This is a genomic window from Arthrobacter roseus (genome assembly GCF_016907875.1).
In the GTDB taxonomy this organism is placed as follows: Bacteria; Actinomycetota; Actinomycetes; order Actinomycetales; family Micrococcaceae; genus Arthrobacter_J; species Arthrobacter_J roseus.
Window position 1 is genome coordinate 2,120,060 of the sequence record NZ_JAFBCU010000001.1, and the last position, 15,662, is coordinate 2,135,721.

Consider the following 15,662-nt stretch of genomic DNA (forward strand, 5'->3'; position numbering starts at 1 on the left):
TGGCGAAACCACGGACAAGCCGCGACTGGGATGGCAGGCTAGGAACGTGAGCACACCAACTGAGGACGCCAACGTAACGTATACGCCATCGCCGGAGGGCGCAGTGAAAACGCTGCTGATCCTCGGTGCTTCTGGTGATCTAACCGGCCGCCTCCTCCTGCCGGGCCTCGCCCGCCTCATCACCCGTGGCCGCGCAGATGGCTTGCAGCTGGTCGGGGCAGGATCGGATAGTTGGTCCACCCAGGACTGGCAGGGGCGGTTGGCGGAATCTTTTGCCGCCGCGCAAGAAAAAGCGGACGACGCCGGTCGGGCGGCGCTGGAGCGCATTTGTGAGGACAGCACCTATCAGCCGGTCGACGTCACAGTAGAGGGAGAGCTGGCGAAACTTCTGGATACCCTTACCGGACCTGTCGCCATCTATTTCGCCCTTCCGCCAGCTATCAGTCAAAAAGCGTGCGAGCTGCTTGAGCCCGACGACGTCCCAGCTGGTACGCGGTTGGTCATGGAGAAGCCGTTCGGTTCAGGCGAGGAATCGGCCAGGCGCCTGAACAAGACGCTCAAGGCGCTCGTGCCGGAGGACCATATTCATCGGGTAGACCATTTTTTGGGCAAGGCCACGGTATTCAACATCCTTGGCCTGCGCTTTGCCAACCGCATGCTGGAACCGGTCTGGAGTAATCAGCACATTGAGAAGGTGGAAATCTTCTTCGACGAGAAGCTCACGGTGGAAGGACGGTCCCGCTACTACGACAAAGCGGGCGCGCTGAGGGACATGATCCAGAGCCATCTGCTGCAGATCATGGCGCTGATGGCTATCAACGGTCCGGCCACCATCCATGAACGCGACCTCCGCGACCATGTGGGAAGCACGTTGCGCGCGGCCTCAATAGGCCCGGACTTTGCCCGGTGCACTCGCCGCGCCCGCTACACGGCCGGGAGTATCGGGGATCGCTCCGTTCCTGATTACGTTGACGAAGACGGCATCGATGCAGAGAACATGACCGAGACACTTGCGGAGGTAGAGGTTGCGATCAACAACGAACGCTGGGCGGGGGTACCGTTCATCCTGCGCTCGGGCAAAGCTGTGGGACGCAAGCGCAAGGAAGCGGTGGTGACGTTCAAACCCGTCAATCACCTGCCCACCGGCTTCACCGGCGCTGATGCACCCACGCGGCTGCGCATCGGTTTTGGCCCGGATACACTGCAGTTGGAAATGGACGTCAATGGTCCGGGGAACATTTTCAGCCTTGACCGCGCGGTACTCAGCGCGGAACTCAACGCCTCTGATCTGCACCCCTATGGCGAAGTGCTCGACGGCGTCCTGTCCGGTGACCCGCTGCTGTCCGTCCGCGATGATATCGCTGAGGACTGCTGGAGAATTGTCGAACCCGTACTGGAGGCATGGGCCAACAATGAGGTCCCGATGGATGAGTATGAGGCCGGATCCAGCGGCCCGTCGGCCTGGGTGACATCGCAGGAGGACGTGCCGCTGGAGTCCTGAGAGCTACCGGGTGCCCGCGCCCGTTGTACCGAATACGTAGGCAGACTCAGCATGCTCGGCACGATCGATGCCGCTGATTTCATGCTCGCTCGAAATACGGAAGCCGATCGTACGCGCAATCAGCAGCCCAAGGACGGTAGTAACGGCACCGGCCAGAACCACAGCGAGCACCACGGACACAATCTGAGCAATGAGTTGCCCTGCTCCCCCGCCATAGAAGAGGCCTCCGCCTTCGCCGTCGACCGGCAAGGCTATAAATCCGAGAGCCAGAGTGCCGACGATACCGGCAGTAAGGTGGACTCCCACCACATCCAGTGAGTCGTCGAAACCCAGCTTGTACTTCAGACCCACTGCGAGCGATGCCAGGATGCCCGCGACGAGTCCAAGCCCGAGCGCGCCCGCAGGACTCACATCCGCACACGCGGGAGTTATAGCGACGAGTCCGGCAACCACGCCCGACGCCGCACCGAACGATGTGGGACGCCCAGTGCGAATCAGTTCGGTGAAGAGCCATCCCACCATGGCGGCCGCAGGGGCGGCGAGTGTATTGATCCAGATCAGACCAGCCTGCTCGGCACTACCGGCTGCGCCACCGTTGAAGCCGAACCAGCCGAACCAAAGGAGCGCTGCTCCGACCATCACCAGGGGCATGTTGTGTGGCCGGTGACCTGGGTCGCTGCCGAAGCCATGCCGCTTTCCCAAAATGATGGCCAGCACCAGCGCTGATACGCCCGCGCTAATGTGCACCACAGTTCCACCAGCGAAGTCGATGGCTTCCCCGACCACTGAACCGATCATGCCTTCCTCGTCGAGGAGTCCGCCACCCCACACCATGTACGCCAGCGGGCAATATACGGCTGTTACCCAGAGCGGGACGAATAAACACCACGCGCCAAACCGCGCCCTGTCGGCTATGGCTCCGCTGATCAGGGCTACAGCAATAATGGCGAACGTTGCACTGTACCCAGCACCGATGAGTTCCACCCCACCGACAAGGTCTCCCAGTCCCGCATGGGTTAGGGGACTGCCGACAATTCCGGCGAATCCGACGCTGGAGGTCATTGAATAGCCCCACAAAACCCAGACCACCGCCGTCAGGGCAGCCGCCATGAAGCACATCATCATCATATTGAGTGCCGATTTTGCCCGCGTCATACCGCCGTAGAAGAAGGCGAGACCCGGAGTCATCAGCAGCACCATGGCAGCCGAGGCCATCATCCAGACTTGTCCTGCGCTCAATTCCATTTGGTGTCCTCTCGCCTGTCCGGTCTTACCGGACCGGGATTTTCCCGTGTTGATCAGATTAAGGGGATTCGGTTGCGAGAATGGCGACTATTTCGATTGTTACGTCGAATCGGCCCGGAGAAATTTGTGGCCGGTGACTGAGTGAAGCTGTCGCGTCCGTGCCAGTTTCCTCGATTGCCCAAGCACCTCGGTAGACTCGGTGACAATGAATACGCCTCCGGATTCGAGCCCAGCCGAACACTTTCGCCCACGCCGCACCAAGGATCAAAACCCACGGAACCGCCGGATGAAATGGAGTGCTGCCGGGGTGGCCGTCGTCGTCGCCGCCTCGATCGGAACGGGCATCGCCGTCAACGGCGGCGAAGAACCGGTGGCGGCGCCGTCGCCCATCATTCAGACAACGACGGCGGCACCGACTCCGACGCCGACCCCTTCCCCAACGCCCACCAAAAAACTGGGCCCCGAGTACAAGCAGCCGGGTCCGCCCAAGGGGTCCCCGCTCAAACCCGTGGAGCCCATGCAGATCAGTGTTTCCGGCTCACCGGTGGGCACGGAACTGAATCCAGGACTCATAGGATTATCGCTTGAGGCCACGGACCTAGGCGATCCCCGACTCTCAGGCAGCAACAAGGAAATTGTCAGCAGTCTGCAGGGCCTGGGGAAACCCATGCTGCGTTTTGGCGGCAATGCAGTGGACCGTAGATTCTTCTGGACATCGAGTAACGAGCCACTTCCCGGCGGGCTCGACGGCGACGATGCTCACCCGGTGCGGGCGGTTGGCCCTGAGGACTTGACGCGGATCAACACCCTGCTCGAGGCTGCGGACGCAACGATCAGCCTTACCGTGGATCTTGGTCACTACGATCCACAACGGGCAGCAGACATGATGGGCTACGCCTCGAAGACCTTCGGTGACAGGCTGGTCGGGTTCACTGTGGGCAACGAGCCAAACGGCTACCCCAAGACCGGCCTGCGGCCCTCCGACTGGGGTATCGACGACTACCTGACCGAGCTGAACGCCTATGCGGACGCCATCTACAAGAAGGCACCGAAGGTGCCGATCGTTGGGCCAGGCACGTACTCCGAGTCATGGTGGGCACCCTTTGCGAATGCTGACCTGCCACAAAAGAAAATCCTCTCGTTCCATCACTACCCGCTTTCTCAGTGTGACGGCTCCAAAGACCCTCAGGGTGAGCCCATCATCGAGAACCTGATGGACCGCACCATCCACGTCAGAGCGCAGGATTACCGTAAGCGAGCCATGGCGCCAGCGAACGACGCCGGTCTGCAGACCTGGATCCCGGAAACAGGCATTTCGGCCTGCCCCGGCTCCAACGAAACCACTGAGACTCATGCGTCGGCGCTGTGGAGCGTGGACTATGCGCTCAGCGCAGCGCAGCTCGGGATTCCGCGGCTTGGCTTTCACAGTTCGCTACTGACGTGCACCGGTGGACCGCCCATGTCGGCCATCTGCGCCGGTGGACCATACCTGAAGCCAGATGGCACCTTTGATGAGCGAGCCAACTACTTTGGGCTGTCTTTGGTCTCGGAGCTGCAACCCGGAAAGTTCCTGAAGCTCGAACAGGCCGGTGGCGGCCTCTCCTTTGCCTACGCCCTAAAGCAGAAGGACGGAAGCGTCAACGTCGTAGTTGTCAATGAGAACAATCCGGCACAGCACGCGCAAACCAAGGTCACCGTGAAGCTGCCGAACAAAGCAGCTACTGGCACCATGACGCAGCTGGCAGGTGCCAACTACACGGTCGAGAACGAGTCACAGATTGATGGCAAGGAAGCACCCGCCATCGATCCTGCGAAGCGCCCCCGAATCCCAGGTTTTCAGCCGGGGACGGATTCGGTGACGCTGCCGGTGACGGCGGGGACGGCGTCGGTCTTTCACTTCACGTTCAACGGTTAGTTGAGAAGGGCGTCCACGAACTCTTCGGCGTCGAACGGCGCCAGATCGTCGGCGCCCTCCCCCAGACCGATCAGCTTCACCGGAACGCCCAGTCCACGCTGGATGGCGACGACGATCCCGCCCTTGGCTGTACCGTCCAGCTTCGTCAGGACAATACCAGTGATGTTGACAACTTCTGCGAAGACTTTTGCCTGAGCCATGCCGTTTTGCCCGGTGGTGGCGTCAAGGACCAACAGGACCTCATCTACTGATGCCTGCTTTTCTATAACCCGTTTGACCTTGCCGAGCTGGTCCATGAGCCCAACCTTGTTCTGCAGGCGCCCGGCGGTGTCGATCATGACGACGTCGACTTCCTGTTCAATCCCCGTCCGCACCGCCTCAAAGGCGACAGAGGCGGGATCAGCGCCGTCGACGTCGGACATGATGGTGGGAACGCCCACACGCTGGCCCCACGTTGCCAACTGCTCGGCTGCGGCCGCCCGGAACGTGTCAGCAGCGCCGAGCAGGACGTCCTTGTTCTCAGAAACCAGCACGCGTGCCAGCTTGCCGACAGTTGTGGTTTTGCCCACCCCATTGACACCTACAACCATCACGACTGCGGGCAACGAATCATGGCGGTCAACGGCCAGAGACCGGTCCATGGTGGGGTCCACAAGCTTGATGAGTTCCTCACGGAGCATCGCTTTGACCTGCTCAGGGTTGCGGCTTCCTTCAACCTTCACCCGTTCGCGCAGCGCGTCCACCAGCTCCAGGGTTGGCTCCGTACCAAGATCGGCAAGCAGCAGAGTCTCTTCGATTTCGTCCCAGACGTCCTCGTCAATGTTGTCGCTGGAGAGCAGAGCCAACAGTCCCTTGCCGAGCGCGTTGTTGGACTTGATCAGGCGGGCACGAAGCCTGGCGAGGCGTCCCTGGGCTGGCTCTGGTGTCTCAATCGACGGTCCATCGGGCTCAACCTCGTGGATAACGTCTGCAGAACCGTCAGCATCCGGGCGTTCGGTCGTTACGCCAGCACCGTCAACATCCGTGGAACCACCGCCGGGAACCGGATCATTGGCATCTCGCGTGGTGGTGTATTTCTCCCCGGGCGCCTTCCTGCCCTTGAGGAGAACAAGGGCCAGCGACCCGACGATCCCGATAGCGACGACAACGAAAATAATTACAGCAAGAGTCTCATTCACGCTTTCAAGCTTCTCACAACCAGTCCTGCTGACGAGGAGAAAGCAGGCATCTGTCCAGGCAAGGTGAAAGACTGGTTGGCACCATGACCCCTCGATTGCCGCTCGGCCGCGCGCGTACAGCCGCCGACTCACAAGAACCAGCCCGCACGGTCCGCATAGCCACCCCGCGTGAAATAAAGGTACTGATCGCGGCGGCCTTCGTCATCGCCATTGGTTTTGGTCTCGTTGCGCCTGTTCTGCCGCAGTTCGCGCAGAGCTTCGACGTGGGGACGACGGCGGCGTCGATCATCATCAGCGCCTTTGCGTTCGCGCGCCTGGTATTTGCCCCGGTCAGCGGAAAATTGGTAGGCAAACTCGGCGAGCCGTCCGTCTATGTGACCGGGCTCCTGATTGTCGCGGTGTCCACCGGTGCCTGCGCATTCGCCCAGAACTACTGGCAACTGCTCATCTTCCGCGGCCTGGGCGGTATTGGCTCCACTATGTTCACCGTCTCGGCCATGGGCCTGATCATCCGGTTAGCGCCGCCAGCTATCCGCGGCCGCATCTCGGGCACGTACGCGACGGCGTTTCTCCTGGGCAATATCGGCGGGCCTCTGATCGGTGGCCTGTTGGCAGGGTTCGGGTTGAGAGTGCCGTTCATCGTCTACGCGGTGGCGCTCCTGGTGGCCGCGACCATCGTGTTCACCCAACTTCGCGATGTATCCCTGGGACGAAAGCGAAAAACGCCCTCCGGGCCACAAATGGAGGTGCGCGAAGCCGTTGCCCATCCGACGTACCGTTCGGCACTGGTCTCCGGCTTTGCCAACGGTTGGTCCTCCTTCGGGGTGCGGATGGCCCTGTTGCCGCTATTCGCCGTCACTGTTCTCGGGGAAGGCCCGGAAGTGGCCGGGATTGCGCTGGCAGTTTTTGCCATCGGCACGGCTGCAGCCATGTCATTTTCCGGGCGGCTCACCGACAGCCTCGGCAGACGGCCCATGGTCATATCGGGGCTGATTATCAATGGCTTGTCGACGGCGGCGCTGGGCTTCACATCAAGTGTGAGCTGGTTCATCGTGCTCTCGATCGTGGCCGGTTTGGGGGCCGGCATTCTGAATCCGGCACAGCAGGCCGCCGTCGCCGACGTCATCGGACCCGAGCGAGGCGGCGGGAAGGTGCTCGCTACATTTCAGATGTCACAGGACAGCGGCGCGATTCTGGGACCGATCATTGCGGGCGCACTGGTCGACCTCGGCTACTCCTTCGGCTGGGCATTCGCACTGACCGGGGCAACGGCGATCCTAGCGGCTGTTGCGTGGATCTCCGCCAAGGAAACCCTCCCGCCCCGAACCTGATGATCACCGATTGTAGGGACCGCTTACACCGAGCCGAACCCAAACTCGAACAACGGTATGAGAAACCGCAGGCGTTAGACGGCGTCGGCCAGGCGCTGGCTGATGACCGTTGTGACTCCGTCACCGCGCATGGTCACCCCGTAAAGCGCGTCGGCAATTTCCATCGTGCGCTTCTGGTGCGTGATGATGATGAGCTGGCTGGATTCCCGCAGTTCCTCAAACACGGTAATGAGCCTGCCCAGGTTGGTGTCGTCCAGGGCTGCTTCCACTTCGTCCATGACGTAGAACGGAGACGGTCGGGCCTTGAAGATTGCCACGAGAAGTGCAACGGCGGTCAGGGACCGTTCGCCGCCGGAGAGCAGTGAGAGCCGTTTGATTCTCTTGCCGGCGGGCCGTGCTTCGACGTCGATGCCGGTGGTGAGCATGTCCGCGGGGTCGGTGAGGATCAGGCGTCCCTCTCCCCCGGGAAACAGCCTCCCAAAAACCCGTTCAAACTGTTCCGCGGTGTCCCTGAAAGCCTCAGAGAAAACTTGTTCCACACGTTCATCGACTTGCCGGATGATGTTCAGCAGGTCTTTACGGGTTGCTTTGAGGTCTTCGAGTTGGGTGCTGAGGTACTGGTGTCGTTCTTCCATGGCCGCGAATTCCTCGAGCGCCAGCGGGTTCACTCTTCCCAGCGAGGAGAGATCCCGTTCGGCGCGTTTCAGCCGCTTCTCCTGTTCGGCACGCACAAAGGGTTTGCCTTCCGGAAGCGCGTTGCCGTCGTCGTCGACCGCGGTTCGCAGCGCCGCCCACTTATCCGTGGTTTTCGCAGACTCCGGAACGGGCACCTCCGGCCCATATTCGCTCACGAGGTGATCTGAGGTCAGTCCCAGTTCATCGAGCGCCCGAGCCTCCAACGCTTCAATCCGCAGTCGTTGTTCGGCCCTGATGAGTTCATCGCGGTGTACTGAATCGGTGAGGGCTGCCAGGTTTGTCTCGAGTTCCTGGTTGGTGGCCCGTATCTGTTGTAACTCCTGTTCCACGCCTGCCCGGGCTTCTTCGGCGGCGTCACGGTCCCGGGCTGCGGCGCTTAGGGAGCGCCCGATGCTTTCCAGAACCAGCCCGACGCCGTGAGCGACGTTGGCTGCACTACGTGCTTGTCCAGCGCGGACTCGTGCCCGTTGAGCGGCTGCTTCGCGTGCCTGCAGTTCAGCCTCAGCGGAACGTTCAAGCGAAGCCGCCCTGGTGCCGAGGGCCACCAACTGCTCTTCGGAACTGCGCAGATCCAGTCGCGCTTCGAGCTCGGATTCCCGGGCCGCGCGCGCACGGATGGTCAGCTCATCACGTTGATCGGTGGACGGTTCCTCTTCCTCGGGTGATTCCTGGGCCGCAGCGAGACGGTCAAGGACTTCGGCGAGGCGGCTCTTCTCGGTTTCCACGTTGGATTCCACCACGGCCAGGCGTTGCTGGAGACGTGTCGCTTCGTCGTTGGCATTGCGCAGTGCCGACCCGAGGTTCCCGAGCTTTTCCGCGATGGCCGCCAGCCCGGCGTCGGATTCGTTGAGAACCTCCAGTGCCGCATTGGTCTGGTTCCGGGCTTCCTCGCCGCGGGTTTCTGCGGCTTTGATGGTGAAGCGGGTCTGCTCGGCGCGCGCGCTGGCGGCCTCAAGCCTACGCACCGTCTCATCAACGGTCGCCTGCAGTTCTAATAGTCCCGGTGCGCTGGCCGATCCTCCCTGGACCGTCAGTGCACTCAGAAGGTCACCGGCCGTGGTCACGGCAGTGAGGTGCGGGTAGCGCACGACGACGTCGGCTCCCTCCGCGAGCGTGTCCACGATGACGACGCCGGCCAGCAGCGCACGCACGGCTGGCTCGACAGAGGCCACAACGCCTACATAGGACAGTGCGGACCGGACATCGTCTGGAAGTTTCGCTGCCCTGGACGAGGGCCCGATGCCATCTATGGGCGCCAGCAGCATCGAGGCCCTGCCGGCGTCGTTGTCTTTGAGCTGTTCCAATGCCTGAACCGCGATGTCCTGACCGGTCACCGCGAGCGCTTCGGCGGAATTACCCAGGGCTGCGGCTATGGCTGTTTCATAGCCTGGGTTGATGGTGAGGTGTTCGACGACGGTTCCGAGGACTCCGTTGAGGTCTGATTCGAGGAGCAACCCTGTTCCGTCTTTGCGCTGGAGTCCTGTTTCAAGGGCTTCGCGGCGGGCGATGAGGGAGTCGCGTTCGCGTTCTGCAGTGTGTTGTTCTTCGCGTAGCCGGGTGAGGTGGGCTGTGGCGGCGTCGAGTTTTTCCTGCGCGTCTTCGTAGGCTGCGTCGAGGCTTTCTTCGCCTTCTTCTGCTCCGGCGACCTGGCTTTCCAGGACGGCAAAGTCGCTGTGTGCTGCGCTGCGGCGCTCGTGGGCCTGTTCGATGGATTCCAGGAGCCGTCCGAGTTCAGCTTCGGCGGATTCGACGCGTGAGCGGGCTGTACCGACTTGTCCGGTGAGTCTGGCGAGGCCTTCCCTGCGGTCTGCGGCTGCTCGGAGCAAAATGGTGAGTCGTTGTTCTTCGGCGGTGGCAGCGTGCTCGGCGGTTGTTCGTTCCTGGGTGGAGTTTTCGAGGATGCGCCGCAGGGTGTCGAGTGTTTGCGTGAGAGTTACTTCCTCACTCCGGAGGCGTTTGGCGTCCTGCGCAAGGTGCTCCGGGTCCCGGCCGGCCTCGCGGGCGGGTTCTGTGGCTGAGAGCAGTTGATGGCGGTCTACGGCGCGTGCTTCGAGGGAGCGGAAACGTTCCTGGATAGATCCAAGGTGGTACCAAATGTCGCGGGCAGCGTTGGCTGCGGGGGTGGTCTTGGCTGCGCCCCCTTCGAGTTCGCTCTGACGTAAGCGGCAGGCGTCGAGCATGAGTTCGGTGTGTTTGCGCCGTTCTTTCAGCGCTGCTTCGTCTGCGGTTTCCTTATGCAGCGTTGTGCTCAGCTGCACGAGTTCGTCGGCGAGGAGCCGCGCTCGGGCGTCGCGGACGTCGAACTGGACCTGTTGTGCACGGCGAGCGACGTCGGCCTGCTTTCCCAGTGGGGTGAGCTGGCGGCGGACTTCGCCGGTGAGATCGGTGAGCCGAGCAAGGTTTGCCTGCATGGACTCCAGTTTGCGGACAGTTTTTTCCCGGCGTCGGCGGTGTTTGAGAATTCCGGCCGCTTCCTCGATGAATCCGCGGCGGTCTTCGGGGGTGGCATGAAGGATTTTGTCCAGTTGCCCCTGGCCCACTATGACGTGCATTTCGCGGCCAAGACCAGAATCGGAGAGCAACTCCTGGATGTCCAGGAGCCTGCAGCTGGTGCCGTTGATGGAGTACTCAGAGCCGCCGGCGCGGAACAGGGTGCGCGCAATGGTGACTTCGGTGTATTCGATCGGCAGGGCGCCGTCGGCATTGTCAATGGTGAGCGAAACGTGTGCTCTACCCAGCGGAGGACGTTTTGCGGTACCGGCGAAGATGACGTCTTCCATTTTGCCGCCGCGCAGGGTCTTTGCCCCTTGCTCCCCCATCACCCAGGAGAGTGCGTCCACAACGTTGGATTTCCCAGAACCGTTGGGGCCGACGACGGCGGTGACGCCGGGTTCGAAGTCAAACGTGGTGGCAGAGGCGAATGATTTGAATCCCCTGACGGTAAGACTTTTCAGATGCAACGTTCGGCCGGCTCTCTCGGGTTGGCTGTATAGCCCAATCTACTGTGTATCAGGTTCTTCCGGCTGAAGCACGCGGTAGGAAACATCATATAATTGTGCATTCTCCATACTTAAGGAACTAGTCTTTCAGGGGGAGTCGTTAGATTCCGGGGCGCACACGCTAGTGAACAAGGCAGGAAATTTGACCGGTAACGCGACGTTTCGACATGAAAACACGGCCCTGCTGGCTGTTACGAGCGTAGAAGCTCCGGTGGTTGTCAGCTCGGCCGAGTTTGATGAGCGTTTGGCTCCGAGCCTGAAAAGGCTTCGGCTGTCCAAGCGCCTTCTTGAACGTGTTGCCGGTGTTGTTGAGCGCCGCTGGTGGTCTCCGGGAACGGATTTCGATGATGCTGCGATTGAGGCCGGTGCCAAGGCTATAGCTGAGGCTGGCATTGAGCCGGGACAGGTGGGCTTGTTAATCAATACGTCCGTCACCCGCAGAAACCTTGAGCCCTCTGTAGCTGTCAAGATTCATCACCGGCTTGGCCTGCCGTCGTCGGCCCTCAACTTTGATCTGGCCAATGCCTGCCTGGGGTTTGTCAACGGAATAACTCTTGCCGCGAACATGATTGATTCTGGTCAGATCAAGTACGCACTGATTGTTGCCGGCGAGGACGCGCAGGGCACTCAGGAGGCCACGTTCAAGCGCCTCAACCGCGAAGACTCCACGCGGCAGGACTTCCTGAACGAATTTGCCACTCTCACGCTGGGTTCAGGCGCTGCTGCCGCGGTCATCGGCCCGGCTGACGCTCACCCCGGGGCTCACCGCATTCTGGGCGGCGTCTCCCGTGCGGGGACAGAGCACCACGGGCTATGCGTGGGCGGGGTGGACGGCATGTTCACCGATACCAAAGGACTGCTCGACGGCGGTCTGGAGCTTGTGGTGAACGCCTGGAACGAGGCATTCATCGACGGATGGGACTGGCGGAGCATGGACCGCTATGTCACCCATCAGGTGTCCAACTCCTACACGAACGCCATCATTAAAGCGGTGAACCTGGTCCGTGACCGGGTTCCCATGACGTTCCCCCTGTGGGGCAACGTCGGTCCGGCTTCACTTCCCATGACGCTGGCACAGGAGGCGCAGACCCTGAAGAGCGGAGACCGCGTTCTGTGTATGGGTGTGGGTTCGGGCCTGAACACCACGATGATGGAGATTGCGTGGTAGCACTGCCGGGCGTGGAGCCGGGTTGGTCCTGCTACATTGACGTTCCTTCATCTGCTCCTGTTGACGGCTCCGGGGTGGTGAACCGGTGGCATTATCTAGATAACGCCAGCAGTCTGGCTTCTGCGGATACAGATTTACCGACGCTACTGTGTGTCCATGGCAACCCCACCTGGTCCTACGGGTGGCGTTCCCTACTGTCAGAGGGTGCAGCTGCCGGTTACCGGGTAGTGGCTGTTGATCAGCTGGACATGGGCTTCTCTGAGCGCACCGGCAGGTTCCGTCGTCTCACCGACAGAGTGACCGACCTTGAGGACTTCGCGGTCGCTGCTGGCATCACAGGTTCTATCATCACCGTGGGCCACGACTGGGGCGGTGTCATCAGCCTGGGATTCGCCCACAGAAACCGGGACCGTCTAGCCGGTCTGGTGCTCACTAACACTGCTATCCATCACAACGATGCCGAACAGATCCCGGCGCCGCTACGTGCCGCCCTTCATCCGCTGATTCACCGCTGGGGCACCCAGCACAGCAAAGCGTTCCTTTCGATTACCCACTCTCTGGCACAACCGGCACTGCCTAAGGACGTTCGCCGCGCGTTCGAGGCCCCCTACCAGACATCGGCGCGCCGGCAGGGGATCGCCAACTTCGTTGCAGACATTCCAGCCTCACCGAATCACCCCAGCCATGCGCCTCTCAAGGAGATCGCCGAGGGTATTCGTACCCTTGATGCTCCGGCTCTGATGCTCTGGGGACCCAAGGACCCGATTTTTTCGGACCGCTACCTTGAGGATCTGTGCCGGCGACTCCCCCACGCCGCTGTCCACCGTTTTGAGCGGGCCAGCCATCTGGTCACCGAAGACGCTGACGTTGCAGGCACCCTGTTCCGCTGGCTCCGCGCCCAGCCGGGTCAGCCGGGTCAGCCGGGTCAGCCTGAGAAGCCAGAGAACTCGGGCAAGGAAACGCCCGACGACGACGGCAGTTTCACCCCGATGTGGCACCACCTTGATGAACTGGCTGCCGGTGCCACAGCACCGGGTATTGCCACGGCTGATATGGGCGCAGACGGAGCGATCAAGCGATCGCTGTCCTGGCAGCAACTCGCCGCCAGCGTCTCTGCCTTGGCGGAGTCCTTGCATGCATTAGGTGTTCGCCGCGGCAGCCGAATCAGCCTGATGGTCCCGCCCGGCGTGGATCTCACGATTGTGCTCTACGCCTGTTTGAAGCTCGGTGCCGTGATCGTGGTCGCCGACGCAGGGCTGGGTGTGCGTGGCATGAGCCGCGCCGTCAAGAGCACCTCACCGGAGTTCCTGATCGGCATCAGCCGTGCCCTGATCGCCGCAAAGACCTTCAGCTGGCCAGGACGCCGAATCAGCGTTGACCCACTTCCGAAGGCGCAGCGCAGGCTCCTATCGGTGGAAACCTCCATCGCTGAGCTCACGGCCGCACCGACGCCTGCCCAAACGTCAGGAGCCATTACTCCGACAGCGGATCCCGACGCCGATGCAGCCATCCTTTTCACCTCGGGTTCCACCGGTCCAGCCAAGGGCGTCGTATACACCCACCGGCAGCTCACTGGTATGCGCGATACCGTGGCGTCGACGTTTGGTCTGGGACCCGGACATGGCCTCGTAGCCGGATTTGCGCCGTTTGCTCTGCTGGGCCCGGCCCTTGGAACCACGTCCATCACACCAGATATGGATGTCACTGCCCCGCGGACGCTCAGTGCGCAGGCTCTGGCGGACGCCGCCGGTGCCATCGACGCCACTACAGTTTTCGCGTCCCCCGCTGCCCTACAGAACGTGCTCGCAACAGCGCCCGATCTTACGACGGAGGGCCGTGGCGCGCTGTCCTCGGTCAGGCTACTGCTTTCAGCCGGTGCCCCCGTCTCGGAGCGCTTGTTGACCTCTCTGCAGGAGATTCTGCCCAAGGCGTCGCTGCACACCCCGTATGGCATGACAGAAGCCCTGCCCGTGAGCGATATTGATCTGGAACACATCCGTTCCGCAACCGCGGACGTGCTGGCTGGGAACGTGGCTGGAGCCGGAAACGGTGTCTGCGTGGGACACCCCGTTCAGGGTGTCAACATTGTGCTCAGTCCCCTGGACCACACCGGCACGGCCAACGGACCACTCACCAGTGACGTCCAGGTCACCGGCGAAATCCTGGTGCAAGCACCCCATGTGAAAGATCGATATCACCGATTATGGCTGACTCAGCAGGACAGCGCCCGTAATTCTGGTTGGCACCGAACCGGCGATGTAGGACATTTTGATGCGAAGGGCCGGTTGTGGGTGGAGGGCCGGATTGGCCACGTTCTGACCACGGCCGACGGCGTCGTTACTCCGGTGGGGATCGAACAAGCACTGGAGGGCTTGCCGGGAATCACCATGGCCGCCGTCGTCGGTGTTGGCCCGGCCGGAACGCAAGCAGCGGTTGCCGTCCTGGTCACTGATCCCCCGATTACCCGCGCAGGGTTGGCAGCACCAGAGGTTGCCGCGGCCGCGCGTTCAGCCGCTAAAACGGCGGGGGTTCCGCTGGCAGCGGTGCTGACCGTCCGATCTCTTCCCACAGATATCCGGCACAACGCCAAGATCGACAGGACGCGCGTTGCGCTCTGGGCCGAGCGCACTCTGGCCGGTGGAAAAGTACAGCGGTTGTGAAAGTTCTTGTCACAGGTGCCAGTGGCATGCTCGGCGGTGCCGCTGCTGCGCAGATCATCGCCGCTGGCCATGATATTCGCACTTTTCAGCGCCGTCCCTCCGGTGTCAAGGGAGCCGAAGATGTGGCGGGTTCAATCACCGATGCAGGGGCCGTTGCTACGGCTGTTGAGGGTATGGACGCCGTCGTTCATCTGGCCGCGAAAGTCTCTGTGGCCGGGCGTCTTCATGAGTTCCAGCGAATCAACGTGGATGGGACACTCCTGCTGCTGGACGCCGCTCGAAGGGCCGGCGTTGGGAAGTTACTTTTCATCTCCTCTCCGTCAGTGGCCCATACCGGCGCCCCAATTTCCGGTGACGGCGCCGAGCCTGCAACCCCAGATCTGGCCCGCGGCAACTACGCGAAGACAAAGGCGAAGGCCGAACTCGCCGTGCTCGCCGCTGATGCCCCGAATTTTCAAACCTCTGCTCTCCGACCCCACATTGTGTGGGGCCCAGGAGACACGCAGCTGGTGGAACGGGTCTTGGCTCGCGCAGCTGCTGGCCGGCTTCCGCTGATGGATTCTGGCACTGCACTGATCGACACCACGTACATTGACAACGCGGCGTCAGCGATCGCTGCGGCGCTGGAACGGATGTCAGCTATTCGCGGACGTGCGCTCGTGGTGACCAATGGTGAACCTCGCCCGATCGGTGAGCTGCTGGCCGGGATTTGCGCAGCAGGTGGCGTGCCCGGGCCGAGGTTGCGCTTGCCCGGCGGTGTTGCCCGGATTGCCGGCGTTGTGGTTGAGAAGACTTGGGAGAGGTTCGGGCTCAAGGACGAGCCCCCGTTGACCAGGTTCCTGGCCGAGCAGATGTCCACTGCGCACTGGTTCGATCAACGCCGGACGCAGGAACTGCTGGACTGGAAGCCATCGGTCAGCATTGACGAGGGTCTACGGCACCTCGCAGCGCACTACGGCCGCTGAGCCT

General features: G+C 61.9%; 9 protein-coding genes. 6 read left to right on the forward strand and 3 right to left on the reverse strand.

Annotated features, from left to right (window positions below):
• The first annotated feature begins 46 nt into the window (after positions 1-46).
• On the forward strand, positions 47-1,501 hold the full coding sequence (locus JOE65_RS10360; RefSeq protein WP_338021611.1) for a glucose-6-phosphate dehydrogenase: 1,455 nt from the start codon (positions 47-49) through the stop codon (positions 1,499-1,501).
• A 3-nt stretch (positions 1,502-1,504) separates the two neighbouring features.
• Here JOE65_RS10360 and JOE65_RS10365 read toward each other — a convergent pair whose 3' ends face one another.
• Positions 1,505-2,746, reverse strand: coding sequence for an ammonium transporter (locus tag JOE65_RS10365; protein WP_205163099.1), 1,242 nt, complete (start codon positions 2,744-2,746; stop codon positions 1,505-1,507).
• Positions 2,747-2,951: 205 nt separating this feature from the next.
• Between JOE65_RS10365 and JOE65_RS10370 the strand changes: the two genes are divergently transcribed.
• Positions 2,952-4,661, forward strand: a complete 1,710-nt coding sequence (locus JOE65_RS10370) for a hypothetical protein (RefSeq protein ID WP_205163100.1) — start codon at positions 2,952-2,954, stop codon at positions 4,659-4,661.
• Here the strand turns inward: JOE65_RS10370 and ftsY are convergent.
• Positions 4,658-5,839 (reverse strand): signal recognition particle-docking protein FtsY, encoded by a 1,182-nt coding sequence (gene ftsY, locus JOE65_RS10375; RefSeq protein ID WP_205163101.1) that lies wholly within the window; start codon positions 5,837-5,839, stop codon positions 4,658-4,660. The two genes, JOE65_RS10370 and ftsY, sit on opposite strands and share 4 nt — an antisense overlap.
• A gap of 83 nt (positions 5,840-5,922) precedes the next feature.
• Between ftsY and JOE65_RS10380 the strand changes: the two genes are divergently transcribed.
• A complete protein-coding gene (locus JOE65_RS10380; protein ID WP_205163102.1) occupies positions 5,923-7,170 on the forward strand; it encodes an MFS transporter in 1,248 nt (415 codons plus the stop codon).
• A 74-nt stretch (positions 7,171-7,244) separates the two neighbouring features.
• Here the strand turns inward: JOE65_RS10380 and smc are convergent, their stop codons facing one another.
• Positions 7,245-10,826 (reverse strand): chromosome segregation protein SMC, encoded by a 3,582-nt coding sequence (gene smc / locus JOE65_RS10385; protein WP_205163103.1) that lies wholly within the window; start codon positions 10,824-10,826, stop codon positions 7,245-7,247.
• 181 nt (positions 10,827-11,007) lie between these two features.
• On the opposite strand from smc, the gene JOE65_RS10390 reads away from it, so the two are divergent.
• Genes JOE65_RS10390 through JOE65_RS10400 form a run of 3 tightly spaced genes read left to right on the forward strand, consistent with a single transcriptional unit; the run spans position 11,008 to position 15,658 of the window.
• Complete coding sequence (locus tag JOE65_RS10390) at positions 11,008-12,033, forward strand: 3-oxoacyl-ACP synthase III (RefSeq protein WP_205164148.1); 1,026 nt, start codon at positions 11,008-11,010, stop codon at positions 12,031-12,033.
• Complete coding sequence (locus tag JOE65_RS10395) at positions 12,027-14,693, forward strand: alpha/beta fold hydrolase (protein WP_205163104.1); 2,667 nt, start codon at positions 12,027-12,029, stop codon at positions 14,691-14,693. The genes JOE65_RS10390 and JOE65_RS10395 overlap by 7 nt, the downstream gene beginning before the upstream one ends.
• Positions 14,690-15,658, forward strand: coding sequence for an NAD-dependent epimerase/dehydratase family protein (locus JOE65_RS10400; protein ID WP_205163105.1), 969 nt, complete (start codon positions 14,690-14,692; stop codon positions 15,656-15,658). The genes JOE65_RS10395 and JOE65_RS10400 overlap by 4 nt, the downstream gene beginning before the upstream one ends.
• Positions 15,659-15,662 lie beyond the last annotated feature (4 nt).

What these genes read in the sequence shown, in the direction of transcription:
- JOE65_RS10365 (WP_205163099.1), bottom strand. Translation starts at nt 2,746, where the DNA reads ATGGAATTGAGCGCAGGACAAGTCTGGATGATGGCCTCGGCTGCCATG.
- JOE65_RS10370 (WP_205163100.1), top strand. Translation starts at nt 2,952, where the DNA reads ATGAATACGCCTCCGGATTCGAGCCCAGCCGAACACTTTCGCCCACGC.
- JOE65_RS10380 (WP_205163102.1), top strand. Translation starts at nt 5,923, where the DNA reads ATGACCCCTCGATTGCCGCTCGGCCGCGCGCGTACAGCCGCCGACTCA.